Origin of the sequence: Azospirillum brasilense, from assembly GCF_005222205.1 — a bacterium.
Taxonomy (GTDB): domain Bacteria; phylum Pseudomonadota; class Alphaproteobacteria; order Azospirillales; family Azospirillaceae; genus Azospirillum; species Azospirillum brasilense_G.
In genome coordinates this window covers 2,449,482-2,473,212 of sequence record NZ_CP032345.1, presented here as the reverse complement: position 1 = coordinate 2,473,212, position 23,731 = coordinate 2,449,482, and the positions used below count along the sequence as shown (strand labels likewise).

At 69.7% G+C, this 23,731-nt stretch carries 22 protein-coding genes and 1 tRNA gene; 11 read left to right on the top strand and 12 right to left on the bottom strand.

What is annotated here, in order from left to right; translation table 11 throughout:
- Positions 1 to 56: 56 nt before the first annotated feature.
- Positions 57 to 977: a LysR family transcriptional regulator gene (locus D3869_RS11835; RefSeq protein WP_137140201.1), complete on the bottom strand. Its 921-nt coding sequence runs from the start codon at positions 975 to 977 to the stop codon at positions 57 to 59.
- Positions 978 to 1,084: 107 nt separating this feature from the next.
- On the opposite strand from D3869_RS11835, the gene D3869_RS11830 reads away from it, so the two are divergent.
- The 7 genes from D3869_RS11830 (at position 1,085) to D3869_RS11800 (ending at position 7,889) form a co-directional block, all read left to right on the top strand.
- Positions 1,085 to 1,816 carry an SDR family oxidoreductase gene (locus tag D3869_RS11830; RefSeq protein WP_137140200.1) on the top strand — a complete coding sequence of 244 codons (732 nt, stop codon included), beginning with the start codon at positions 1,085 to 1,087 and terminating at the stop codon, positions 1,814 to 1,816.
- Between the two features lie 26 nt (positions 1,817 to 1,842).
- On the top strand, positions 1,843 to 2,352 hold the full coding sequence (locus tag D3869_RS11825) for a carboxymuconolactone decarboxylase family protein (RefSeq protein ID WP_137140199.1): 510 nt from the start codon (positions 1,843 to 1,845) through the stop codon (positions 2,350 to 2,352).
- Positions 2,349 to 2,705 carry an Atu4866 domain-containing protein gene (locus D3869_RS11820; protein ID WP_137140198.1) on the top strand — a complete coding sequence of 119 codons (357 nt, stop codon included), beginning with the start codon at positions 2,349 to 2,351 and terminating at the stop codon, positions 2,703 to 2,705. Before D3869_RS11825 ends, D3869_RS11820 begins: the two co-directional genes overlap by 4 nt.
- Positions 2,706 to 2,881: 176 nt before the next feature.
- Complete coding sequence (locus D3869_RS11815; RefSeq protein ID WP_175426447.1) at positions 2,882 to 3,511, top strand: calcium-binding protein; 630 nt, start codon at positions 2,882 to 2,884, stop codon at positions 3,509 to 3,511.
- 81 nt (positions 3,512 to 3,592) lie between these two features.
- Positions 3,593 to 5,335 (top strand): type I secretion system permease/ATPase, encoded by a 1,743-nt coding sequence (locus D3869_RS11810; RefSeq protein WP_137140196.1) that lies wholly within the window; start codon positions 3,593 to 3,595, stop codon positions 5,333 to 5,335.
- 14 nt (positions 5,336 to 5,349) lie between these two features.
- Positions 5,350 to 6,687: an HlyD family type I secretion periplasmic adaptor subunit gene (locus D3869_RS11805; protein WP_137140195.1), complete on the top strand. Its 1,338-nt coding sequence runs from the start codon at positions 5,350 to 5,352 to the stop codon at positions 6,685 to 6,687.
- Positions 6,688 to 6,863: 176 nt separating this feature from the next.
- Positions 6,864 to 7,889 carry a sodium-dependent bicarbonate transport family permease gene (locus D3869_RS11800; RefSeq protein ID WP_137140194.1) on the top strand — a complete coding sequence of 342 codons (1,026 nt, stop codon included), beginning with the start codon at positions 6,864 to 6,866 and terminating at the stop codon, positions 7,887 to 7,889.
- 72 nt (positions 7,890 to 7,961) lie between these two features.
- Here the strand turns inward: D3869_RS11800 and D3869_RS33070 are convergent, their stop codons facing one another.
- From D3869_RS33070 to epsC, 9 genes are all read right to left on the bottom strand, one after another.
- The gene (locus tag D3869_RS33070) at positions 7,962 to 8,285 is read right to left on the bottom strand and encodes a hypothetical protein (RefSeq protein ID WP_175426446.1); all 324 of its coding nucleotides are present in this window, start codon (positions 8,283 to 8,285) and stop codon (positions 7,962 to 7,964) included.
- 199 nt (positions 8,286 to 8,484) lie between these two features.
- Positions 8,485 to 9,372, bottom strand: a complete 888-nt coding sequence (locus D3869_RS11790) for a LysR substrate-binding domain-containing protein (RefSeq protein WP_137140193.1) — start codon at positions 9,370 to 9,372, stop codon at positions 8,485 to 8,487.
- Positions 9,373 to 9,496: 124 nt separating this feature from the next.
- Positions 9,497 to 9,571, bottom strand: a tRNA-Met gene (locus D3869_RS11785).
- Between the two features lie 131 nt (positions 9,572 to 9,702).
- Positions 9,703 to 10,836, bottom strand: coding sequence for a tRNA 2-thiouridine(34) synthase MnmA (mnmA, locus tag D3869_RS11780; protein WP_137140192.1), 1,134 nt, complete (start codon positions 10,834 to 10,836; stop codon positions 9,703 to 9,705).
- A gap of 136 nt (positions 10,837 to 10,972) precedes the next feature.
- Positions 10,973 to 11,302 carry a ferredoxin family 2Fe-2S iron-sulfur cluster binding protein gene (locus D3869_RS11775; RefSeq protein WP_035672428.1) on the bottom strand — a complete coding sequence of 110 codons (330 nt, stop codon included), beginning with the start codon at positions 11,300 to 11,302 and terminating at the stop codon, positions 10,973 to 10,975.
- Between the two features lie 45 nt (positions 11,303 to 11,347).
- Positions 11,348 to 12,013 (bottom strand): molecular chaperone DnaJ, encoded by a 666-nt coding sequence (locus D3869_RS11770; protein WP_137140191.1) that lies wholly within the window; start codon positions 12,011 to 12,013, stop codon positions 11,348 to 11,350.
- Positions 12,014 to 12,157: 144 nt separating this feature from the next.
- A complete protein-coding gene (locus tag D3869_RS11765) occupies positions 12,158 to 13,270 on the bottom strand; it encodes a cysteine desulfurase family protein (RefSeq protein WP_137140190.1) in 1,113 nt (370 codons plus the stop codon).
- Positions 13,271 to 13,297: 27 nt separating this feature from the next.
- Entirely contained in the window at positions 13,298 to 13,780 is a 483-nt protein-coding gene (locus D3869_RS11760; protein ID WP_014239836.1) for an Rrf2 family transcriptional regulator, read from the bottom strand.
- Between the two features lie 77 nt (positions 13,781 to 13,857).
- Positions 13,858 to 14,631, bottom strand: a complete 774-nt coding sequence (gene epsC / locus D3869_RS11755; RefSeq protein WP_175426445.1) for a serine O-acetyltransferase EpsC — start codon at positions 14,629 to 14,631, stop codon at positions 13,858 to 13,860.
- 265 nt (positions 14,632 to 14,896) lie between these two features.
- On the opposite strand from epsC, the gene D3869_RS11750 reads away from it, so the two are divergent.
- Together D3869_RS11750 and D3869_RS33065 are read left to right on the top strand one after the other, a co-directional pair.
- Positions 14,897 to 15,559, top strand: a complete 663-nt coding sequence (locus tag D3869_RS11750; protein ID WP_137140188.1) for an alpha/beta hydrolase — start codon at positions 14,897 to 14,899, stop codon at positions 15,557 to 15,559.
- Positions 15,560 to 15,576: 17 nt separating this feature from the next.
- Positions 15,577 to 15,720, top strand: a complete 144-nt coding sequence (locus D3869_RS33065; protein ID WP_175426444.1) for a hypothetical protein — start codon at positions 15,577 to 15,579, stop codon at positions 15,718 to 15,720.
- 11 nt (positions 15,721 to 15,731) lie between these two features.
- Here the strand turns inward: D3869_RS33065 and D3869_RS11745 are convergent, their stop codons facing one another.
- Complete coding sequence (locus tag D3869_RS11745; protein ID WP_137140187.1) at positions 15,732 to 16,799, bottom strand: anhydro-N-acetylmuramic acid kinase; 1,068 nt, start codon at positions 16,797 to 16,799, stop codon at positions 15,732 to 15,734.
- Positions 16,800 to 16,905: 106 nt separating this feature from the next.
- Between D3869_RS11745 and tyrS the strand changes: the two genes are divergently transcribed.
- The gene (tyrS, locus tag D3869_RS11740; protein WP_137140186.1) at positions 16,906 to 18,159 is read left to right on the top strand and encodes a tyrosine--tRNA ligase; all 1,254 of its coding nucleotides are present in this window, start codon (positions 16,906 to 16,908) and stop codon (positions 18,157 to 18,159) included.
- Between the two features lie 263 nt (positions 18,160 to 18,422).
- Positions 18,423 to 19,970, top strand: coding sequence for a Calx-beta domain-containing protein (locus D3869_RS34450; RefSeq protein WP_282190167.1), 1,548 nt, complete (start codon positions 18,423 to 18,425; stop codon positions 19,968 to 19,970).
- Between the two features lie 69 nt (positions 19,971 to 20,039).
- Here the strand turns inward: D3869_RS34450 and D3869_RS11730 are convergent, their stop codons facing one another.
- A complete protein-coding gene (locus tag D3869_RS11730; protein WP_137140184.1) occupies positions 20,040 to 23,672 on the bottom strand; it encodes a DUF3971 domain-containing protein in 3,633 nt (1,210 codons plus the stop codon).
- Positions 23,673 to 23,731: the final 59 nt, after the last annotated feature.

Here is a 23,731-nt window from a genome sequence, read left to right as displayed (position 1 = left end):
TCGGGCTCCGGCACCCGCCGTTTCCGTTTGCGCTGATGGCACGGCAAAGCCTCGACTCACCCTTGACGTGACGCCCCCGGCGATGCGCCGTTCCGCGCCCGCAAATGGTCGATGAGGGCGCGCAGCCGCGGCGGCACCGTCCGGCGGCTGGGGTAGTAGAGGTGGAAGCCGGTAAACGGCGGGCAAAAGCCCTCCAGGACGGCTTCCAGCGCGCCGCGCTCCAGATGGGGCCGGAAGGTTTCCTCCATGCCACAGGTGAGCCCGGCACCGGCCAGGGCCAGCCGGACCATCATGCCCATGTCGTTGGTGGCGACCCGCGGGTTCACCGCGATGTCGAAGTCGCGGCCGTCCTCGGTGAACTCCCAGCGGTAGGGCGCCACGTCCGGCGCCGGACGCCAGCCGATGCAGCGGTGGGCGAGCAGGTCGCGCGGATGGGTTGGGCGGCCGGCCTCCGCCAGATAGGCGGGTGAACCCACCACCAGTTGCCGCTGCGGGGCGGAGACCGGGACCGCGATCATGTCCTGCTCGATGGCTTCGCCAAGCCGGACGCCCGCGTCGAATCCCGCCGCGACGATGTCGAACTCTTCATCGGTCACCAGGATGTCGATGCCGACGGAGGGGTAGGCGGCGAGGAAGCCGGCCAGCGCCTCCCCCTCCAGGATGCTTTCCGCGATGGACGAGACGGCCAGCCGCAGCGTGCCGGCCGGTGCACCGTGCGCTGAGGCGATGCTCTCCAGTGCCGTGCCGACCTCCGCCAGCGCCGGGCGCGTCGCGGCGAGCAGATGCGCGCCCGCGTCGGTCAGCCGGACGCTGCGCGTCGTCCTCTGCAGCAACGGCACGCCGATCCGGTCCTCCAGCCGGCGGACCGCTTGGCTGACGGCGGAGCGGGTGACGCCCAGGCGCTCGGACGCCCGGCGGAAATTGAGCGTCTCGGCGACCGCCAGAAACGCCGCCATGCCTTCGAAGGGATCGTTCATTGGTTAGGAATGCTAACCAGCCCGTTCATGATTGGCAACTCGAACATTCCACCCGCAAGACATAGCTTTTCTCCGTCACCGCAACGATCGACGGAGAGGAGCAGACCATGACCGCGATCACCGACAAGACGATCCTCATCACCGGCGCCTCCAGCGGCATCGGCGAGGGCACCGCCCGCGTCCTCGGCGCCGCCGGGGCGAAGCTGGTGCTCGGCGCCCGGCGGACGGACCGGCTGGAGGCCCTGGCCGCCGACATCCGGGCCGGGGGCGGAATTGCCGAGGTCCGTGCGCTGGACGTGACCAGCCGCGAGGACATGGCCGCCTTCGCAGCCTTCGCGCAGGAGCGGTTCGGACGCATCGACGTGCTGGTCAACAACGCCGGGGTCATGCCGCTCTCCCCCATGGCCTCGCTGAAGGTCGAGGAATGGGACCGCATGATCGACGTGAACATCCGCGGCGTCCTCTACGGCATCGCCGCGGTGCTGCCGGTCATGAACGGCCAGGGCTTCGGCCAGATCATCAACATCGCCTCCATCGGGGCGCTCGCCGTCTCGCCGACCGCCGCCGTCTACTGCGCGACGAAGTACGCGGTGCGGGCCATTTCCGACGGGCTGCGCCAGGAGAACGAACGGCTGCGCGTCACCTGCATCTGCCCCGGCGTCGTGGAATCGGAGCTGGCCCACACCATCACCGACCCGGAGGCCGAGGAGTTGATGCGGACCTACCGCGCCGTCTCCATCAAGCCGGACGCCATCGGGCGGGCCATCCTGCACGCCATCGAGCAGCCGGACGACGTCGACACCAACGAGATCGTGGTCCGTCCCACGGCCAGCCATTGAGCCCACCATCGAGGAGAAGGCCAAGCATGACCCACGGCACCGATACTCTCACCCGTCAGCCGGCGCGCCTGCGCACCCTCGTCGCGGCGGGGCTGCTCGCCGCGGTTCCGGCGATGCCCGCCCCCGCCCTGGCCAGCGCCCTGACCACGGAGGAGCGCGCCAAGCGCGGCGGCGAGGTGATCAGCCGCCTGAACAACGGCCAGCCCCAGCCCACCCTGGAGCGGATGCGCGAGGAGTTTCCCTTCCTGGCGGAGGCCACCGAGGCTTACGCGCTGGGCGACGTCTGGTCGCGGCCGGGGCTGGACACGCGAACCCGCCAGCTGGCGGCGGTCGCCGCCTTCGCTGCCATCGGCGAGACGGCCTTCATGAAGATCCATGCCGGTTACGCGCTCAACGCCGGTATCTCCGAGGACGAGCTGAAGGAGATCATCTACATGGTCACCGTCCCGGCGGGCTTCCCCCGCGCGATCTCCGCCGCGCGCACCCTGTCGGAGCTGTTCGCCGAGCGCCGCCCGTCGGAAGGAGGCACGCCATGAAACGCGCGTTCGCCCGGACCGCCACCCTGACCGCCGCCCTGCTCGCCTCCGGCGCCGAGGCCCTGCCCGACCGCAAGGCGCTCGCCCAGACCGCCGACCGGTCTGAAGTGCAGCAAGCGGATCACCCCTATGTCGGCCTGTGGGTGACGGAGGACGGCCGCGTCCGCCACGAGCTTCTCCCCAACAACCGCTACGTCGAGGCGCGGGGCAGCCGGGAGAAGGCGTACCAGGGACGCTATCGGGTCACCGGCGACCACATCGACTATTGGGACGACACCGGCTTCACCGCCGACGGCGATTTCATCGACGGGGTGCTGCACCATGGCGGGATGATCCTGCACCGGCGGCGCTGATCGCGGCGTTTTTTCTCTCCTGTTCAAAACTGTGAAGTAGACAACAGTGCCGGATGCCCGATCCGGGAAGAATGGCTGTGCAAGGGCGAGGTCTTCAGAGCGAACCGGCAAGAATAAAGCCGAATGAAGCATCTCTCCTTGCACGGCACAATCCCCTGATCCGAAGGAAACGCATCATGGCAAACGTCTATGGCACCAACAACGCCGACTACCTCGACATGATCAAGTACGGCGTCAGCAATGACTACGTGCAGGGCTATGACGGCAACGACACCATCCTCGGCTGGTCCGGCAACGACACGCTGGACGGCTGGAACGGCAACGACGTGCTCTACGGCGAGTCGGGCAACGACCTGCTGCTGGGCTATTACGGCACCGACACGCTCTATGGCGGCAGCGGCAACGACCAGCTCTACGGCGAGAGCGGGTACGACAAGCTCTACGGCGGCGAGGGCGACGACACGCTGAGCGGCGGCGACACCTTCGACGACCTCTACGGTGGCATGGGGAAGGACCAGATGACCGGCGGGGCCGGGGCCGACTGGTTCTTCTTCGAGACGAAGGACAGCGGCGACATCTACGCCGGCCAGGCCGACACCATCACCGACTTCAAGGACGAAGACCAGATCTGGCTGAAGGGCAGCTACAGCTACGCCGGCTCGACCAGCGCGCCCGCCGACGGCCAATACAGCATCTGGCAGAAGGACGGCAATTACGTCGTCACGTGGAACGCGGCCAACGACACCGGCTTCCACGACCTGATCGTGAAGGGCGACAACCCGATGGGCGACATCTCCTTCTACTGATCCGCCTGACCGAGGTCCCGGGCGCGCCGTCCTTCCCGGCGCGCCCCTTTCCCTTCTCCAGACGACAGGAGCGCCCTTCCCATGGCCGCACGGGAAACCCGCGATACGTCTCCGGCAGGCCCGCCCGCCCTGCGCACGATCCGTCGGCGCATCGCCACCGGCCTTGCCGCCGCGGGTGGTTTCAGCGTCTTTCTCGCCCTCATCCAGCTGGCGATGCCGCTCTACACCATGCAGGTCTACGACCGCGTGCTGGGCAGCCGCAGCGTGGAGACCCTGGTGGCCCTGTCGCTGCTGGCGCTGGGCTGCTTCGCCGTGTTCGGGCTGGTCGAGGCGATCCGCGGGCGGCTGACCCAGGCCATGGGCCATCTGGCGGCGCGCAGCCTGACCATGGACGCGCTGGAGGCGTCGATGGGCGGCCTGCTGCGCGGCGGTCCCAGCCGCCCGGCCCAGGTTCTGCGCGACCTCAACGAGCTGCGTCAGTTCCTGTCCGGGCCAAGCCTCACTGCCCCGCTCGACGCCGCGCTCAGCCTCGTCTTCCTGCTGTTCCTGACGCTGATCCACCCGCTCTACGGCCTCGTCTGCGGCGGCAGCATTCTCTGTCTGGTCGGGGTGAGCCTGCTCGGCCGGCTGCTGACCATGCCCGGCGCCGCCGAGGCCAACCGCGCCCTGTGCCGTCATGGCGCCGAGGTCGAGGCGGCGTCCCTTGGGGTGGAGGCCGTCGCCGCCATGGGCATGATGGGCACCTTGCGCCGCCGCTGGCAGGCGGTCCAGGACGACCATCTGCGTCTGGTCAACCAAACCGCGGGACGGGCACAGGCCGTCGCCTCGCTCGCCAAGGTCTGCCGAATGACCGCCCAGGTGGCGATCCTCGCCGCCGGCACGATGCTGGTGCTGGACCGGCAGGTGTCGCCCGGCAGCATGCTGGCCGCCTCCATCCTGATGGGCCGTGCGTTGGCGCCCTTCGAGCAGTTGATCGACTCCTGGCGCAACTGGTCCTCGGCCCGCGAGAGCCTGCGCCGCCTGCGCGGCTTGTTCACGGCGGACGCCGTGCCCGCGCCGGGCGCCCCCCTGCCCCGCCCCAGCGGCTCCCTGCTGCTGGACCGCGTGACCTACGTCCCGCCGGGGTCGGACCGCCCGACGTTGCGCGGGCTGTCCTTCTCGGTGGAGCCGGGCGAGGCGGTGGGCATCGTCGGTCCCTCGGCGGCGGGCAAGTCCACCCTGGCCCGGCTGCTGGTCGGCGTTCTGGAGCCGACCCAGGGCGGCGTCTATCTCGACGGCCACAATGTGTGGCGCTGGCACCGCGACGACTGCGGCCGGCATGTCGGCTACCTGCCGCAGGGCGTCGGCCTGCTCGGCGACACCGTGGAGGACGCCATCGCCCGGCTGGGCGAGCCCGACCCGGCGCTGGTCACCGCGGCGGCGCGGCAGGCCGGCGTGCATGAGATGATCGGCCGCCTCCCCGACGGCTACCAAACGGCAATCGGCGAGGGCGGCGCCCGGCTCTCCGGCGGGCAGCGGCAGCGCATCGCCCTCGCCCGCGCCCTCTACGGCGATCCCCGCCTGCTCGTACTCGACGAGCCCAACGCGAACCTGGACCAGGCCGGCGAGGCGGCGCTCCTGCAAGCCATCGCGGAGGCCAAGGCCGGCGGTGCCGCCGTGGTGGTGATCGCTCACCGCGCCTCCGTCCTCAACGCGGTCGACCGCATCGTCGTGCTTCGCGACGGCATGATCGACCAGACCGCCACGCGTGCCGAAATGGTCCGGCGCATGGGCGCCACCCCGGCCCCAGCCACTGCCCCTGCTCCCGCCGCTGCCACCCTCTGACCGGAGTTTTCGAAATGACGGCAACCGACATGATCCTGAGCCGCCACGCCATCCCGGCGGAGCCGCGCCGCGCCGAGCCCTCCATCGGCGGGGCGGTGCGGGCGGGCTGCGCGGTGATCGCCCTGGCGCTGGGCGCCGGGCTCAGCTGGGGGTTCCTGGCCCCGCTGGACAGCGCCGCCCACGCGCCGGGCACGGTGGTGGTGGACGGCAACCGCAAGACCATCCAGCATCTGGAAGGCGGCATCGTCGCCGAGTTGGCGGTGCGCGATGGCGACACGGTGGCCGCCGGCCAGACCTTGCTCCGCCTGGAAGGGACGCAGAGCCGCGCCACCTTGGAGGAGCTGACGAACGAACAGGCCGCCGCCCTGGTCCGCATGGCCCGCCTGCGCGCCGAATACGCCGGGCAGCGCGCCTTCTCCGTCCCGGCAGAGCTGGTGGATGGAGCACCCGCCGCCCGACGCGCCCTGGCCGTGCAGCAGCAGCTGTTCGCCGCCCGCTGGACCCGCCACGACGGCGACATCGCGGTGCTGCGCGAGCAACGCCTCCAGGCCGAGCGCGAGGTGACCGCCCACCGCGCCCAGGAGCGCGCGGCAGCCGAGCAGATCGTCTACATCGAGGAGGAACTGGCCGGCGTGCTTGACCTCTTCAACAAGGGTCTGGAACGCAAGCTGCGCGTCCTGTCATTGAAGCGCGCCATGGCCGACCTTGCCGGCACCCGCGATCAATCCCGCGCCCGCGCCCTGCTGGCCGAGCAGGCGGTGACGGTCGCCAACACCCAGCTCCACGCCAAGGAGACGGCCCGCCGCTCCGACATCGCCGCGGAGATGGAGGAGGCGCAGAATGCCCTGGACCAGACCGCCGCCCGCCTGAAGGCCGCCCGCGACGCGGTGGAGCGCACGGAGATCCGCGCCCCCGTTCCGGGCCGCGTGGTCGGGCTGACCGTCTTCACGGTGGGTGGCGTGGTGAAGCCGGGTGAGCCGCTGATGGACATCGTTCCGGACAGCGGCCCGCCGACCATCGAGGCGCGCATCGACCCGCTGGACATCGACGTGGTGAAGGCCGGCCAGACCGCGCAGGTGCGTCTCAGCGCCTTCAAGCCGCGCCGCACGCCATCGATCGACGCCACCGTCGTCGACGTTTCCGCCGACCGCCTGACCGACCCGACGACCCACGCCCCCTACTTCGTGGCCCGCGTCCGTCCCCTGCCCGGCTCGCTGGAGCGCCTCGGCCCGGCGGCCCTGCATCCGGGCATGCCCGCCGACGTGCTGATCGCGACCGGCCAGCGCCGTGCCATCGACTATGTGCTGGCGCCGTTGCAGGACGCCATGGCCCACGCGTTGACGGAGGACTGATTTGACAACGGGCGCTTCTCCCTATCCCGCCCACCTCGCCCATTGAAAATCTTAATGGATGCTTTTGATCCTATCAATTTCTAATCAGAACCTCGCGCCAGTATCGTCCTGCCGGGCGGGCCTATGCCCCGCCCGGCAACCGTGATGCCCGGCAACCGTGACGAGGGAATTGCGATATGGACACGCTGTTGTCCGCACCCATTCTGTTTTTCATGCTTGGTTCGATCATCGCGCTGGCGGGCGCGCGAATCCCATTTCCCGAGGGCTTCGACAAGGCGCTGGCCGCTTATCTGCTCGTTGCCATCGGCCTCAAGGGGGGCGTCGCACTGACGACGGCGGACACAGCCACCGTCCTGCCGCTCCTTCTGACGGCCGGGCTGATCAGCCTGCTCATGCCGCTCCTGGGATTTGCCCTGCTGCGCTCGGCGGTCGGACTGGACCGCGTCAACGCCGCAGCGGTCGCGGCGCATTACGGCTCCGTCAGCCTCGTCACCTTCGTCACCGCCACCAAGGTTCTGGAGAGCAGCGGCGTACCGTTCGGCGGCCACATGGTCGCGGCGCTGGCGATCATGGAAGGGCCGGCCATCATCACCGGGCTGCTGCTTGCCGGCGCCACGGGGGTGACCGCCGTGGCGGCCGGGGCCGGCGGGGGCACGATGTCCATGCCCATCGACGATGGCCGTGATGAGGGCCGTGACGAGGAGCGCGGCGGTTCGCTGCGCGAGGCGGTTCGGGAAGCGGCCTTCAACGGATCGGTCCTGCTGCTGGCGGGGTCGCTTCTGGTCGGTCTGGTGATCGGCAAGCCCGGCCTGGAGAAATTGAGCGGCCTGTTCGTGGCCCCCTGGGACGGAGCGCTCAGCCTGTTCCTGCTGGGGATGGGCTATCTCGCCACGTCCCGGCTGCGGGAAGCCGCGTCACTCAGCGCCCGGCTGATCGCCTTCGGATTGGTGATGCCACTGCTGGGCGCCGTCATCGGCCTCGCCGCCGCCTCGGCTCTCGGCTTGGGTCTCGGGGATGCGGTGCTGATGGTCACTCTGTGCGCCAGCGCGTCCTACATCGCCGTGCCGGCAGCGCTGCGCCATGCACTGCCTACCGCCGACCCTGGCCTGTCGCTGCCGCTGTGCCTGGGGATTTCCTTCCCCTTCAACATCCTCGTCGGCATCCCGCTCTACGTGGCGATGAGCCGCGCCCTGCTGGGCTGACACCCGGTTCGAATCCCCAGCCATCGCCGAGGCCCCGGAAAGGCCGCCCTTTCCAGGGCCTCGGCGCGCCCGTCAGACGGCGATGCCGTTGGTGACCTCATTGGCGGCGGCATGCGGCGGACGCGCCGCGACGGTCCCGCCGACCAGTGTGCCGCACCTTGGCCGCCCCTCCACCGCCCGAAGCGCGTCATCCAGCACCTGGACGGAAAGCTCCCTGACATCGCCGTCGAGCATGGCTTGCGCCGTCCCGACCTCGAGTCCGGCGAGGGAGGCGATCCCGACGGCGTCGAGGTCCCGATCCTCGGCGATCAAGGCAATCCAGTTCGCCAGCACATGCTTGTCGTACAGGGTGTCGTATCGCGGGTTGGTCCCAGCACGGGGCAGTCGCACGTCCATCGGAAACATCTCCTGCTCAATGTGCGTCGGTTTGGCGCCGTGGGCTGGTCGCGTCGTCGTCTTCCGACTCGTCCCCCGATGCGCCAAGGGCGGCGCTTGCCGCCTTGGCCGGCATGTGGCCACCGGCTCCCATCGGCTCAACCAGCTGCGCTCAATGCGGCCCATTGGATTTTCCGATGGGCCTTGCGCCCGGGACGGATCAGCCGGCGATGCTTCCGTGGACGCTTTCAAGGGACCGGACGATGTGCTCGGCCAGCAGGTCGGCGGCCTTGGGCAGGGTTCCCGGCGCGCGGTAAAGGGCGACCTCCGTGTCCGCCAGATCGGGCAGGCCGCGCTCGGCGCCGAGAATGTGGAATCCGGCCACGACCATCTCCTTGGGCAGGATGGTGATTCCCAGTCCCGCCCGCACCGCCGCCTGGACGCCGGCCAGACTGGGGCTGGTGTAGGTGATCCGCCACGGGCACCCGGCGGCATCCAGGGCGTCGAGCGCCCGCTTGCGGTAGATGTCCGGGTAAGGCGCCAGCACCAGCGGGATCGGACCGCCCTCGTCGATGAGAAGGCGTGTGGACCCCGCCCAGACCAGGGGTTCCCGCCAGACACGGGTCCCGACCGAAGTCCCCTGCGGTTCGCGCTTGCACAGGATCAGGTCGTATTCGCCGCGGGAAAAGCCGTCGAGCAGGTTGGCGGTGAAGTCGCAATTGACCTGCAGATTGACCTGGGGATGAGCGCGGGCGAAACGCCAGAGCACATCCGGCAGATGCACCGTGGCGAAGTCCTCCGGCGTCCCCAGACGCACCGTGCCACCGACGTCCGGCTCCATGAGACGGGCGCAGGTCTCGTTGGCCATCTGCAGCAGGCGCCGCGCCGAGGCGAACAGGATTTCACCCTCGGGTGTGAGGACGAGCCCGCTTCCCTTGCGCTCGAAGACGCGCTTGCCAAGCCCATCCTCCAGCCGCTTGATCTGGAGGCTGATGGTGGATTGGGTGCGCCCCAGCCGCTCGGCGGCCCGAGTGAAGCCGCCGCAATCGACGATGGTCACGAAGGTGCGCAGAAGATCGAGATCGAACGGCGGCAACGGAGTCGGCATGCTCCCCTCCCGCACCGGTAACTACTATGACCGGCTCCGCGCGTCCAGCCGCGCCGCTTGGGAAGCGTTGTCCTGAAAGCGAAAGCCCCCGAACTTCGCAGCGGAAGTTTGGGGGCTTTCTTGATGGTAGCAGCGGAGGGATTTGAACCCCCGACCAAGGGATTATGATTCCCCTGCTCTACCACTGAGCTACGCTGCCATCGTGCTTACCATCATCTCCCGGCGCGGTCCGTTTCGGTGTTGGCCGCCGCGGTTCGTGCCGGGGCCGCTTATGTATTCCAGGGGGACTGGGGTGTCAACGCTGAAATTTCACTTTTTGCGAAGTTTTCGTCAGGCGCCCGTTCCGGCGATCCAGCCCCCACCCAGCACCCGGTCGCCCTGATAGACGACGCAGGCTTGGCCGGGCGCCACGCCGTATTGCGGCTCGTGCAGTTCGGCCTGCGCGGTGCCGTCCGCACCCATCCGCCACACCGCCGGGGCCGGCGGCTGGGCGGAGCGGAGCTTCACCTCCACCTCCAGCCCTTCCCCAGGGGCGAGGGTGGGGCCGAGCCAATTGACCTCGCGGATCGTCACCACGCTGCGCGCCAGCTCGCGGCGCGGGCCGACGACGACGCGGCGCTGGCCGGGCTCCAGCCGCACCACGAACAGCGGCTCCTCCTCGCCCCGGATGCCGCCGATGCCCAGCCCCTTGCGCTGGCCCACCGTGTAATGGACCACGCCGCGGTGGCGGCCCAGGACGCGCCCGTCGACATGGACGATGTCGCCGGGCTCGACCGAGCCGGGGCGCAGCTTGGCCACCACGTCGGCGTAGGAGCCGTTGGGGACGAAGCAGATGTCCTGGCTGTCCGGCTTGGCCGCCACCTCCAGCCCGTGGCGCTCGGCCAGGGCGCGGGTCTCCGGCTTGGTCAGGCCGCCCAGCGGGAAGCGCAGGAACTCCAGCTGCTCGCGCGTCGTGGCGAACAGGAAGTAGCTCTGGTCGCGGCCAGGATCGATGGCGCGGTGCAGTTCCGCCCCGCCCGCCCCCTGGACGCGGCGCACGTAATGGCCGGTTGCCAGCGCGTCGGCGCCGAGGTCGCGGGCGGTGTTCAGCAGGTCGCGGAACTTGACCCGCTGGTTGCAGCGCACGCAGGGGATCGGCGTCTCGCCGCGCAGATAGGTGTCGGCGAAGTCGTCGATCACGTCCTGGGAGAACTTGCCCTCGTAATCCAGCACATAGTGCGGGATGCCGATGCGGTCAGCGACCTGACGGGCGTCGTAGATGTCCTGCCCGGCGCAGCAGGCGCCCGGCTTCTGCAGGGCGATGCCGTGGTCGTAGAGTTGGAGCGTGATGCCGACCACGTCGTAGCCCTCCTCCCGCAGAACGGCGGCGGTGACGGAGGAATCGACGCCGCCGGACATGGCGACGACCACGCGGGTGTCCTGGGGACGCTTGGCGATGCCGAGGGAGTTGGCGTAGGAGATCATGGCGCCCTATATGGGCTGGTTCCCAAAAAATTCACCACCGGGGAACCGGGGGCGCCGCGCCCGTGAGCGGGCTGGCGCGCCGGTTTCCCGGTGGCGGGTGCAGACCGCGGCCGCCCCAGGGCGCCGCGGCGGTGGGTCAGCGCATGGCGTTGTTGGTGCCGCCGGGAAGGCGCACGGCCAGACCGTCCAGCTCCTCGCTGATGATGATCTGGCAGCCCAGGCGCGAGGTCTTGGTGAGGCCGAAGGCGAGGTCGAGCATGTCCTCCTCGTCCTCCGAGGCCTCGTTCAGAACGTCGAACCACTCCGGCTCCACGATGACGTGGCAGGTCGAGCAGGCGAGCGAGCCCTCGCAGGCGCCTTCCAGGTCCAGGCCGTGCTTGTGCGCGACCTCGAGCACGGACAGGCCGAGCGGGGCGTCCACCTCGTGGCGGGTGCCGTTCGGCTCGATGAAGGTCATCTTGGGCATTGGGGTGCTCTCCTGAACAAAGGCGTCGGTGTGCGGTGGCGATGGTTAGGGTGACTTCGGGGCAAGGCCGGCACGCCGCGTCCGGGATTCGGCCGCCAGCGCCTCCAACCGCTCCAGCCGCGCGAGGATGCGCGCGGCGTTGTCGGTCTGCCCGTTGCGGAAGGCAATGGCAAGATACTTGATGCAACTTTCCACCCGTTGCCCAATGTCCTGGGCCAGCCGGTCCACCGCGGCGGCGTCCGGCGCGCCGTCGAGCCGGTCGGCGAGCGCGGTCACCTCCTCGTCCTCTTCGGCGGACAGGACGGCGGCGGGGGCGTTCAGCAACTCCAGCAGATAGCGGGCGCGGCGCACCGGATCGCGGAGCGCCTCATGGGCCTCGCCCAGCGCGTCGGCCTGGGCGCGGGCGTTGGCCTGCTGCCGCGCGCCGCGCGCCGCGAAGCGCTCCGGGTCCATGGCGCGGGAGAAGCCGGCGTGCTGGCGGGCCAGCGCCTCCGGCTCGATGTCGAAGCGGCGCTCCAGACCCAGCCGGGTGAAATGGTCGAGCGGGCGCGGCGCCTGCACCGCCCCGCAGGAATGGCAGAACATCGCGCGCGCGGCGACCGACCGGCCGCACAGCCAGCACGGCTCCAGATCGCCGTCGATGGTCCCGGCGATGCCCTTGGGGGACTCGCCCTTGGGAAAGCGCGGCGGGCCGGAATCGGATATCGTCATGCTTGCCGTCCGTTGAAACGCTGCACAGGTCGGCCGTGAGGGCGGCGGGTCGCCGCCGTCCCTTCGGCCGGGTGATACCCAGAAGCGGGGCGCCGCGCAACCTTACACGGCCCGCGGCGGGAGGAGGAGGTCATGGAGAGGCGATTACGCCGCAGGGGCACGCGCCAGCCTTGCCGCCATGGCGGCGTAGGCGGCGGCGAAACGCTCCACCGCCGCGTCGTCGCTGTCCCAGCCCAGGCTGACCCGGATGGCGCAGGCGGCGTCACCCGCGCTCTCGCCCATGGCCGCCAGGACGTGGGAGGGCTTCACCTTGCCGCTGGAGCAGGCCGAACCGGCGCTGACCGCCACCCCGGCGAGGTCCAGCGCCATCACCTGCGTCTCCCCCGCCACGCCGGGCAGCAGCAGGTTGCTGGTGTTGCCGACCCGCGCCGCGCCGGCCCCCATCACCCGCGCAGCCGGAACGGCGGCGAGCGCCAGCGCCTCCAGCGCGTCGCGCAGGGCGGTCAGGCGGGTGGTGTCGGGAAGCTCCTCCCGCGCGATGCGGGCGGCGGCGCCGAAGCCGACGATACCGACGACGTTCTCGGTGCCGGCGCGGCGGCGCTTCTCCTGCCCGCCGCCGCGGATCAGCGCCTCCGGCTCCAGCCCGTCGGCGAGGATCAGGGCGCCCACACCGGCGGGGCCGCCGATCTTGTGGGCCGACAGGGTCAACAGGTCGGCGCCGAGCGTCGCGAGGTCGAGCGGCAGCCGCCCTGCCGCCTGGACGGCGTCGCAGTGGAGGAGCGCGCCGTGCGCGCGGGCGATCCGCGCCGCCTCGGCCACCGGCTGGATCACGCCGGTCTCGTTGTTGGCGAGCATCAGGGAAACGAGCACGGGACCATCTGCGTCGGCGAGCAGGCGGTCGAGCGCGGCGAGGTCGGCGACACCGTCGCGGTCGACCGGGACGCGGGTGGCGCCGGGCACCGCCTCCAGCACCGAATCATGCTCGATGGCGGAGGTGACCACCGCCCGGCCGGGAAAGCCGCGCAGCGCCAGATTGTTGGCTTCCGTCCCGCTGCCGGTGAAGAAGACCTGGGCGGGCCGCACCCCGGCCAGGGCGGCGACCTGGGCGCGCGCCTCCTCCACCGCGCGGCGGACCGTGCGGCCGAAGCCGTGCACCGACGACGGGTTGCCGGCGAGATCCATGGCCTGGATCATCGCCGTCTTCACCGCCGGCTTCAGGGGCGCCGAGGCGTTGTGGTCGAGATAGACGCGCGTCATCGGAACGAAGGGCCGGAGGGCGCTCCCTTACTCCGCCGCGACCGCAGCGCCCTCGTCCGCCGGCTGCGGGCCGCGGATGGTCAGGCTGCTGGTGCCGATGATCCGCCGCTCCACCACGTCCGCCACGGTGACCGAGCTGAGATACATGTGGATCTGGTTGCCCAGTTCCTCCCACAGGTCGTGGGTCAGGCAGCGCGAGCGGTTGGTGCGGCAACCCTGCGGCGTGCCGTTGGCGCAACGCGTCGTGCGGATCGGCTCGTCCACCGCCAGGATGATGTCGGACACGCGGGTCGCGTCCGCCGGATGGGCCAGCAGGTAGCCGCCGCCGGGGCCGCGCACACTCTTGACCAGACCGCCCTTGCGCAGCTTGGCGAACAGCTGCTCCAGATAGGAGAGCGAAATCTCCTGCCGGTCGGCGATGTCGGCAAGGGCGACGGGGCTCCCCTGGCTGGTGGCAGCAAGATCGACCATGGCCATGACGGCATAGCGTCCCTTGGTGCTGAGTCTCATTTTACCCTCCTTACCCTTCCTTCACCCCGGCCCGACCGTCCAGCGGATCGGCGCCAAGCCTCGTGTTTGTGTTTGGTTCAACAGGACGCCGCCGGACCGCCGTCGACGGACACCGGCTCGCGCACCCCATTGTCGGGCCGGGCTTTCCCGTTGGGAACGCCCGATGTTTCGTATACGGACGAATTATGCGCGTCACCGCGCTCCGATTCCAGTTCCTCGACGCGCCGGCGCAGGGTCGACACCTGATCGAGCAGGCCGTTCAGCGCGCGCGCCACCGGATCGGGGATGTCGCCGCAGGGCGTGCCGTAGGGCATGAACTTCTGCGTCTCGACGCGGTCGCGCGTCACCACCGCCTTGGCCGGGATGCCGACGACGGCGATGCCCGGCGCCACGTCCGCCACCACGACGGCGTTGGCGCCGACGCGGGCGCCGCGCCCGATGGTGATAGCCCCCAGCACCTTGGCCCCCGCGCCGACGATCACGCCGCTTTCCAGCGTGGGGTGGCGCTTGCCCTGGTTCAGCGAGGTGCCGCCCAGCGTAACCCCATGATAAAGCATCACATCGTCACCAATCTCGGCGGTCTCGCCGATGACGACGCCCATGCCGTGGTCGATGAAAAAGCGGCGCCCGATGGTCGCCCCCGGATGGATTTCGATGCCGGTCAGCGCGCGGGCGATCTGCGAGACGGCACGGGCCATCAGGTGCCAGCGGCGATCCCAGCAATAGCGCGCGACCCGGTGCAGGACGATGGCGTGGAAGCCCGGATAGCACAGCGCGACCTCGGCCCGTGACCGCGCGGCCGGGTCGCGGGCCATGATACCGTCGATCTCTTCGCGAAGATGCTTGAACACCGGAACACCCGCCGTGGTATAGTCCGCCCTCTTGCCGGAAGAGGTGATCTTTCGCAAGAGCCCTCGACCCGTGCCTCGCCGGTCGCGCGGGTTGCCCTGTAAGGACGCATCGACGCATATATGATGACCAAGCAAAACGGTCAAGAATTGTGTGCGAAAAATCCATGCTTGTCCATGGGCAACCACGTCCGCTTGCCGTGGCGTCCGCTCACCGCTCCGCCGGTGGTCCGGATCACCTTATATTCGCGTCAGGATCGCCGTTCCCATGCCTGAAGTGATGATCAACGGTCCGGCCGGACGGCTGGAAGGGCGCTACACACACGGCACGATCCCCAACGCGCCGGTGGCTTTGCTGCTGCATCCACACCCGCATCACAACGGGACCATGAACAACAAGGTGGTCTTCACCCTGTTCCAGTCCTTCACGAAGCGCGGCTACTCGGCCCTGCGCTTCAATTTCCGGGGGGTCGGCCGCAGCCAGGGCGCCTACGACAAGGGCGAGGGCGAACTGGCCGACGCGGCGGCGGCGCTGGACTGGCTGCAGACCCACAACCCGAACGCCCCGGTGTGCTGGATCGCCGGAGTGTCCTTCGGGGCCTGGATCGGCATGCAGCTTCTGATGCGCCGCCCGGAGATCGACGGCTTCGTCTCCGTCTCGCCGCCGGCCAACCTGTTCGACTTCTCCTTCCTGGCGCCCTGCCCCTCCTCCGGCCTGATCATCCACGGCGACAAGGACGAGCTGGTTCCGGGGGCGGCGGTGAACAAGCTGGTCACCAAGCTGTCGCACCAGAAGGACATCCGCATCGACCACCGCGTCGTTCCCGGCGCCAACCATTTCTTCGCCAACCGCAGCGACGATCTGGCGGTGCAGGTGGACGACTATCTAGACCGCGCAATGGGCAACCCCGTCGCCGCCGTGGCGGAATGAGTGGCGGAGCGGCCGTCGTGAAGCCCCTTCGCCTCACCTTCGTCGCCGGCTTCGCGGCGCTCCTGCTGTCCGGCTGCAGCAACGCCCAGCTCGCCAGGACCTTCGGCAATTGGTGCAAGCACGCCGACAATTGCACCGACAACAGCCGGACGCGTCCGTAACCGCCTCGGTCTCACCCCACCGGGTGAAAGCGCCCGCCGCTCATCGGCTGCGGGACACCGGTGGTGGACGGCAGGCTGAGCGGCAGGCCCTGGCGGCTGCGCACCGCCAGATAGGCGAAGGCCTCGGCCTCCAGCGCGTCGCCGTTCCAGCCCACCGCCTCCACCGGATCGACCGGCACGCCCAGCCGGTCGGCCAGCATCCCCATCAGCGTCGCGTTGTGCCGCCCGCCGCCGCAGACCAGCCAGCGCCGCGGCGCCTCCGGCAGATGCGGGACGATGCGGGCGACCGACGCGGCGGTGAAGGCGGTCAGGGTCGCCGCGCCATCCTCCACCGACAGCCCGCGGACGGGCGCCGGATCGAAGGCGTCGCGGTCCAGCGACTTCGGCGCCGGCTGGTCGAAATAGGGATGGGCCAGCAGCGCCGCCAAAGCACCCTTGTCCACCACGCCACGCCCCGCCAGCGCCCCGCCGGAATCGTAGCGGGCGCCCTGGCCGGACAGCACCCAATCGTCCACCAGCGCGTTGCCAGGCCCGGTGTCGCAGGCGATCACGTCGTCCGCGCCCTCGCCGATCCAGGTGACGTTGGCGACGCCGCCGATGTTCAGCACGGCCAGAGGCCGCGGCAGGGCGTCGGCCAGCGCGCGGTGGAACAGCGGCACCAGCGGGGCGCCCTGCCCGCCCGCCGCCACGTCCGCCGTGCGGAAGTCGTTGACCACCGCGATGCCGGTCGCCCGCGCCAGCCGCGCGCCGTCGCCGATCTGCCAAGTGCGGCGCTGCGCCGGGTCGTGGAAGATCGTCTGGCCGTGGAAGCCGATCAGATCCACCGCGGCGGCCTCCGTCCCGGCCTCCGCCAGCAGGCGGCGCACGGCGTCGGCGTGGGCGTCGGTCAGGGCGCGCTCGACCGCCTCCACCGGCCCCTTGCCGCCAAGGCAGGAGCGCAGGTCGGCGCGGAAGCCGTCCTCGTACGGGATGGTCACGAAGGCCAGCGGCTCCACCCGGCGTTCGCCGTCGGTGCGGACCAGCGCCGCGTCGATCCCGTCCATGGAGGTGCCGCTCATCAGCCCGACGACCGTCTGCATTCCTTGCCCCAATCCCCTATCGAATCAGCCCCGAGAATTGTGGGGCCGCGCGTTCCATGCTAACAGACGCGACCCTGGACCCTACCACGACAGCCGGATCGCGGCCATGACGACGCTGACATCGGATTTCCTCCGCACGCTGCAGGAACGCGGCTTCATCCACCAGTGCACCGACCTCGCCGGGCTCGACGAGCGCGCGGCGAAGGGGCCGATCATCGCCTACATCGGCTTCGACTGCACGGCGGACAGCCTGCATGTGGGCAGCCTGCTGCCGATCATGATGCTGCGCTGGCTGCAGAAGACTGGTCACAAGCCGATCGTCCTGATGGGCGGCGGCACGACCAAGATCGGCGATCCGTCGGGCAAGGACGAGGCACGCCAGCTGCTCACCGACGAGGCCATCAACGCCAACATGGCGGGCATCAAGCGCATCTTCGGGCGCTACCTGTCCTTCGGCGACGGCCCCACGGACGCGGTGATGGTCAACAACGCCGACTGGCTGGACGAGCTGAAATACATCCCGCTGCTGCGCGACATCGGGCGGCACTTCACGATCAACCGCATGATGACCTTCGAATCGGTCAAGCTGCGCCTGGATCGTGAGCAGCCGCTGACCTTCCTGGAATTCAACTATATGATTCTCCAGGCCTATGATTTCGTGGAGCTGTTCCGGCGCGAGAAGTGCCTGCTCCAGATGGGCGGGTCGGACCAGTGGGGCAACATCATCAACGGCGTCGAGCTGGGCCGCCGCACCGACGGGGCGGAGCTGTTCGGCCTGACGACGCCGCTGCTGACCACCTCCTCCGGCGCCAAAATGGGCAAGACGGCGGCGGGCGCGGTTTGGCTGACCGCCGACAAGCTCAGCGCCTATGATTTCTGGCAGTACTGGCGCAACACCGAGGACGCCGACGTCGGCCGCTTCCTGCGCCTCTACACCGAGCTGCCGCTGGACGAGGTGGCGCGGCTGGAGTCCCTGGAGGGCGCCGGCATCAACGAGGCCAAGAAGATCCTCGCCCACGAGGTGACCAAGCTCGCCCATGGCGAGGAGGCCGCCTTGGAGGCCGCCGAGACCGCCCGCCGCACCTTCGAACAGGGCGCCGCCGCCGAAGGCCTGCCCAGCATCGACGTGCCCCGCGCCGAGCTTGAGGCCGGCGTCGCGCTGGTGGATCTGCTGGTCTCCGCCGGGCTGGCCGCGTCGAAGGGCGAGGCGCGCCGCCTCATCAAGGGCGCCGGCGCCAAGATGAACGACGCCGCCATTCCCGACGAGGCCGCCAAGGCCACCGCCGCCGACCTGAACGCCGACGGCGTCATCAAGCTGAGCGCCGGCAAGAAGCGCCACGCGCTGGTCAAGGCGGTGTGAGACACCTCTGACGCCACGTGACGCCCCCACTCTTCCTGGAGCGGGACGTCACGTGGCGGATGCCGTCGCTGGAGACATGGAGGCCTCATTCGCATCCCCATTCAAGGTGGAGGCCAGCCATTCAACTCAGCCCAAAGCAGATAGCCGCATATCGTTGACAACTTCGAATTGTCGATGTTCTATTTTCAGAACTTCGAATTGGGGGCGTCATGGCGATTTGGGTCAGTTATACGCAAGGCGGTTACGAGGGAGGTGGGCAGGCGGTGCTCAGCAAGACCCGCCTCATCCTCAGCCGCGACGGAAACACATCCTCCCCTGCCTCCGTAAAATGGCGGATCGAGGGCACTGGCCTCAATCCGGCTGATGCCGATGATTTTGGTGGAACATTTCCAAGCGGCACGCTTGAGTTCGCCCCGTTTCAAAGCGCAATTCTCGACATTCCAATTCATGATGACGACATCATTGAACCATCTGAGGAATTTAAAGTTATATTTTACGATCCGATCGGAGACACACTATCCGATCATTTAATAAACAACCCCGTCAGGATGACGATTGGCAACGACGATGCATTGGCGTCAATCAAATCGCTCAACGGAGATTCTCCGGAAGGCGATAGCGGTAATAAATTTATTTACTTTTACATAGAACTGTCAACCAGCACAGGAAAACCCGTTTCGGTTGACTGGGCGCTAACCGGGACCGGCGCGAACCCGGTGGACGCCGCCGACTTTGGCGGCACGCTGCCGTCCGGCACCGTCACCCTCGTGGGCTGGGAGACGACGCGGATGTTCATGGTGGAATTTTCCGGCGACACCACGGTGGAGCCGGACGAAACCTACACGATCACCCTGTCCAACCCGAACGGCGTCGCTCTCGGCACCACCACGGCAACCGGGACCATCCGCAACGACGACACCACGCTCTCCATCGCCGCCCTGGATGCGACGAAGGCGGAAGGCAGCAGCGGCTCGACCGCCTACACCTTCGAGGTCACCCGCGCCGGAAACATCGAGGGCAATTCGACCGCCAGCTATGCGGTGACCGGGACCGGGGCGAATCCGGCGGATGCCGCCGACTTCGGCGGCACGCTGCCATCCGACACGGTCAGTTTCGCACCCGGCGAAACCCGCAAGGTCATCACCATCAACGTTTCCGGCGATTCCACCCTCGAGGGCAACGAGACCTTCGCCGTTACGCTGACGAACCTGCGATACGCGCCCATCGCGACCGCGACCGCCACGGGCACGATCGTCAACGACGACATCGAGCCGACACGCCGCCTCGCCATCACCTCCGGCGGAACAAGCCGCGAAGTCGAGATGCAGGCCTACTCCGGACCGGTGTCCTGGCTTCAGAACATGCACATCGGGGCCGACATCAGCGAGGCCATGCACGGCACCGATCTCGCCGATTTCATCAACACCCTGGGCGGTGACGACGCGATCGACGGCGGCAAGGGCGACGATGTGCTGGACGGGGGGCTCGGCTCCAACTTCCTGACCGGCGGTTCGGGCGTGGACACCTTCTTCGTGGACGGGCGTGGCAACGGCGTCACCTGGTCCACGGTGACGGATCTCGAGAAAGGGGAATGGGTCACCTGCTGGGGCTGGAAGGAGGGGACGTCCAAGCTGACCTGGGCTGAGATGGCCGGTGCGGATGGATACAAGGGGGCTACGGCACACATCGACCTGGATGCCAATGGCAGCATCGATATGAGCATGACCATCTCCTCCAAATACTCGGCCGCGGTCCTCGCCATGCCCGGGCAGGTCGGTGACGCAAGCTATCTTGCCTTCACCCTCGCCTGATCCATTCCCCAAAGCCCTCGGCCGGCCAAGGACGGCTGAGGGGATGGTGTCGCCCCCGACCCTGCCTCCTTACTTCTCGAAAGTCCCCGGCGACGGCGCTTCCTTGCCGTCGCCACCCTCGCCCAGGAAGAACAGGTTGCGCAGGAAGCCCGGCGCCAGCATGGCGAGCGGGTTCACCGTCACGTCCGGGTCGCCCAGCGGGCCGCGGACGTGCCAGGTGGCGCTGAAGATGCCCTGCCCCTCGCCGCCGCTCAGCGCGTCGCCCAGCAACGGGATCTGGCCGATCAGCCGGTTCAGCCCGTAGATGGGCACGATGGTGCCGCGCAGGTTGGCGGTGTCGGTTTCGATGTCCACCTCCCCCGTCAGGGTCAGGCCGAGCGCGGAGCCGGAGGTGCGCAGGTCCTTCACGGTCAGCAGGCGACCGTCCTTGCGGTAGTCGCTGACCGCCCGCCCGAAACGGATGCCCTTGCCGCCGCCCATCAGCTCGGCGAAGCCGGACGGGGAGATGGCGTTCAGGATGCGGGCCAGCACCGGCGCATCGACCAGCGCGTAATCGGTCAGCTCCATCCGGCCTTCGATGGCGGCGTCGGCCCGCGGCTCGACCGTTCGGCCGGTGATCGCCAGCGCGCCGCCCTGCACCCGGTCGTTGATGTCGAGCGCGCGGAAGGTCGCGCCGGCGTCGCTGGCCGAGATGGCCACGTCATAGAAGCCCTGGGCGCCCGGCAGATAGCGCAGGGACACCGCCCCGTCGCGCCCCGCCTTCGCCGTCACGTCGAGCGCCGTCCAGGACAGTCGGTCGCGCTTGATCCGCCCGGCCACATCGGACAGATGGCGGCCGTCCCCGAAGACGACGCGGTTCAGCTTCAGGTCGAAATCGAGCGGCAGCGGCTTCTCGTCGCTCGGCCCCTGCTTCTTGCCGCCGGGCGGGTCGGCCTTGCCGGCCAGGACGCGGGCGTCCAGGCTCTGGCCCGTGATGGTCCCGGAATAGCCGCTCTTGCCGCCGTCATGCACCGTCACGTCGGCCTTCAGGTCGGTCTGGCCGACGGACATCTGGCTGACCGCCACCTTGGTGACCGCCATGGTCTGCGGCGCGAGGTCGACGACCGCCTGGGCGCGCAGCCCCCCGGCATCGACCGACAGGCCGGTGATGCGGGTCACCCGGTCCTTCTGGAACTCCAGCGCCAGCTTGCCGGTGCCCGGCACGCCGGGCTTCTTCTCCCAGCCCAGCTCGTCGATGCGCAGATGGGTCTTTTCCAGGTTCAGCCCGGCGGTCAGGCCGAAGCGGCGGCGCTGGTCGACGGTGAACAGCACGTCCGCCCCCAGCGGCCCCGCGACATGCTCGCCGAGGTCGATGCCATGGCTGCGCAGGTCCTGGGCATCCACGTCGCCCTTCACGGCGATGCGGGTGCGCGGCCCCTTGGCGGTGGAGGTGAACTGCTCCTTCCAGTCGATGGTGACGGGGATGCCGTCCAGCTTGGTGTTGCCCTTCACCGTCATGGCGTTCATATCGAGCGCCAGCGTCAGGTCGCCCTCGGTCGCGGTCAGCCCGGCGGCCACCTTCTCCACCCCGACGCCGCGCAGCTTCGCCGCGACGTCCAGGTTCAGCTGCTCCACCTTCAGGTCGACCAGCAGCGGGAACTGGAAATGGAGCTGCGCGTCGGCCTGCCCCTGGGTGCGCTTGGGGTCGAGGTCGAGGCGGCTGGGATAGCCCAGCGGCGGGCTGTCCAGGACGGTCAGGATGGTGCGCACCGGCCCGCGGACCGGGACGCGGATGTCCATGGTCTCCTTGCCGGTGTCCAGACCGCCGATGACGATGGTGCCCTCGCCGAGCTGGACGTCGTCGATCCGCCCGCCCTTGGTGTGGATGGTGAAGGTCTTGCCGTCGGTGGACACCTCCGCCCCCACCCCGGTGACCTTGGGCAGCGGGTGGAAGTAATCCACCGTCATGTCCTCGGCCTGGATGCCGGCCTGGAAATGCGTCACGTCGATCGCCGCGAGGTCGGACAGCGGCCCGCTGGCCCGGACGGTCGCCGTCGCCTCCGGCACGACGCCGTGCGACAGGTTCGTGGTCACCCACTCCCGCGGGTTCTTGCCCACCCCGAGCGGCCACAGCCGGGGCAGCTCGTCCGCCGGCACCCGCTTGGCCGTCACGGCGGCCTCCACCGACAGGCGGGCGTCCGGCGCGCCGAGCCGGTCGATGGTGGCCCGCGCGGTTCCCTCCACGGTCGGCCCGCCGAGATCGACCGCCAGCCGCTCCACGTTCAGTTGGCCCGAGGCGCGGTCGCCGGCCACCGTCAGGGCGGCGGAGGCGACGGGCAGCGGCTCCGGGAACAGGTCCGGCCGGACGACGCGGCCGGCGCCGGCCTTCAGCTCCGCCCGGCCGCTGCGCGGCTGTCCGTCGGGGTCCAGCTCCAGGCTGGCCGTGCCGGACAGGGGGAGCTGCGCCGCGGCCAGAGGCGCCAGCGCCGGGGCGAGCCCGGCCAGGGCGGCGGGCACCAGCCCGTCGAGCTTCGCGGCCAGCGACGCGCCCTTGTCCGGAACCTGCGTGCCGTCAAGGTCGAGCGAGGCCCGCTGGCCACCCGCCGTCAGGTCGAGACGCAGGCTGCCGCCGCGCTGTCCGCCCTGCTCCCGCAGGTCGCCCCGCCCGGCCATCGCCATCCCGTCGAGCGCGAGGTCCAGCCGCTCCAGCTCCGCCCGCCGGCCCGGCACGTCCAGCCCGCCGCGCAGCCGCACACGATCGACCCGGTAGGGGTCGGGCCGCAGCGCGGGCAGGCTGACCTCCCCGGCGCCGCCCTGCAGGTCGAAGCTGAAACGCACCGGCTCGAACCGCGAATCCAGGGTCGCGTCGATGCGCCCGCCGAAAGGAACGGTCACCGCCGACAGCGGCGCCAGCAGCGGGCCGATCTTGGCCAGCGCCGCCGGCTGCAGCCCGTCGAAGCGGGTGGACAGCGCGGTTTGCGCGTCGGCCATGCGATGGACGCCCGACGCCTCCACCGCCGCCGTCCGCCCGTCGAGGTCGAGGAGAAGCTGCGCCCCGCCGACGATCTCCGTCCCGTCGCGGGTCAGAACGATGTCGGCGCGGTTGGCGTGCCAGGACAGGCCCAGCATGCGGTTCGTCACCGTCAGGTCGGCGCCGATGATGGTCAGCCGCCGCAGCAGACCCAACGGACGGGCGATGTCCGGGGGCTGCATCAGGGTGGAGACGATCTCCCCCGCAAAGTCCGGGCCCCCGTCCGGCTCCTGCGGTTCCGGCTCGCCGGGAGACGGAATCGAGCGGACGTCGAAATCCAGGCTGCCGTCGGCCCGGCGCACCACCTGGAGGCGCGGCCGCACGAGGTCGAGCCGGGTCGGCGACAGCTTGCCCTGGAACAGCGCGCGCACGGAGAAGCCGACGCCCAGCTCTGGCACCGCCGCAAGCTCGTCCCCCTCGGCGTTGACCGCGTGCACGTCGATGGCCCGCAGGTCCAGCCGGGTCAACCCGTCGCTCTCCTCCTCGTCCACCCAGGACAGGACGAGCTGGCCGACATCGACGCGGTAGCGGCCCTGCGGATCGCTCAGCGCCCGCTCCACATAGGGGGTCAGCGGGTCGAGCGCGATCGGTCCCTGGGCCAGCCGCCAGGCGAACAGCCCACCGGCCGCGCCGACGACGACGATCGCGCCCGCGGTGGTCCAGGCGAGAAGCTTCGCGGTGCGCCGGATCACGGATGGTGTCCCGGCGACGATGCCCGCGCGTTGTCACAGTTGACCGGACCCTCGCGACC

Excerpts from the sequence above, each read along its gene's own strand:
- tyrS (WP_137140186.1), top strand. The coding sequence starts at position 16,906 with ATGACGACGCTGACATCGGATTTCCTCCGCACGCTGCAGGAACGCGGC.
- D3869_RS11820 (WP_137140198.1), top strand. The coding sequence starts at position 2,349 with ATGAAACGCGCGTTCGCCCGGACCGCCACCCTGACCGCCGCCCTGCTC.
- D3869_RS11800 (WP_137140194.1), top strand. The coding sequence starts at position 6,864 with ATGGACACGCTGTTGTCCGCACCCATTCTGTTTTTCATGCTTGGTTCG.
- mnmA (WP_137140192.1), bottom strand. The coding sequence starts at position 10,836 with ATGATCTCCTACGCCAACTCCCTCGGCATCGCCAAGCGTCCCCAGGAC.
- D3869_RS11745 (WP_137140187.1), bottom strand. The coding sequence starts at position 16,799 with ATGCAGACGGTCGTCGGGCTGATGAGCGGCACCTCCATGGACGGGATC.
- D3869_RS11830 (WP_137140200.1), top strand. The coding sequence starts at position 1,085 with ATGACCGCGATCACCGACAAGACGATCCTCATCACCGGCGCCTCCAGC.
- D3869_RS11810 (WP_137140196.1), top strand. The coding sequence starts at position 3,593 with ATGGCCGCACGGGAAACCCGCGATACGTCTCCGGCAGGCCCGCCCGCC.
- D3869_RS11790 (WP_137140193.1), bottom strand. The coding sequence starts at position 9,372 with ATGCCGACTCCGTTGCCGCCGTTCGATCTCGATCTTCTGCGCACCTTC.
- D3869_RS33070 (WP_175426446.1), bottom strand. The coding sequence starts at position 8,285 with ATGGACGTGCGACTGCCCCGTGCTGGGACCAACCCGCGATACGACACC.
- D3869_RS11805 (WP_137140195.1), top strand. The coding sequence starts at position 5,350 with ATGACGGCAACCGACATGATCCTGAGCCGCCACGCCATCCCGGCGGAG.
- D3869_RS11815 (WP_175426447.1), top strand. The coding sequence starts at position 2,882 with ATGGCAAACGTCTATGGCACCAACAACGCCGACTACCTCGACATGATC.
- D3869_RS11765 (WP_137140190.1), bottom strand. The coding sequence starts at position 13,270 with ATGACGCGCGTCTATCTCGACCACAACGCCTCGGCGCCCCTGAAGCCG.
- D3869_RS11835 (WP_137140201.1), bottom strand. The coding sequence starts at position 977 with ATGAACGATCCCTTCGAAGGCATGGCGGCGTTTCTGGCGGTCGCCGAG.
- D3869_RS11760 (WP_014239836.1), bottom strand. The coding sequence starts at position 13,780 with ATGAGACTCAGCACCAAGGGACGCTATGCCGTCATGGCCATGGTCGAT.
- D3869_RS11775 (WP_035672428.1), bottom strand. The coding sequence starts at position 11,302 with ATGCCCAAGATGACCTTCATCGAGCCGAACGGCACCCGCCACGAGGTG.
- D3869_RS11825 (WP_137140199.1), top strand. The coding sequence starts at position 1,843 with ATGACCCACGGCACCGATACTCTCACCCGTCAGCCGGCGCGCCTGCGC.
- D3869_RS11770 (WP_137140191.1), bottom strand. The coding sequence starts at position 12,013 with ATGACGATATCCGATTCCGGCCCGCCGCGCTTTCCCAAGGGCGAGTCC.
- D3869_RS11750 (WP_137140188.1), top strand. The coding sequence starts at position 14,897 with ATGCCTGAAGTGATGATCAACGGTCCGGCCGGACGGCTGGAAGGGCGC.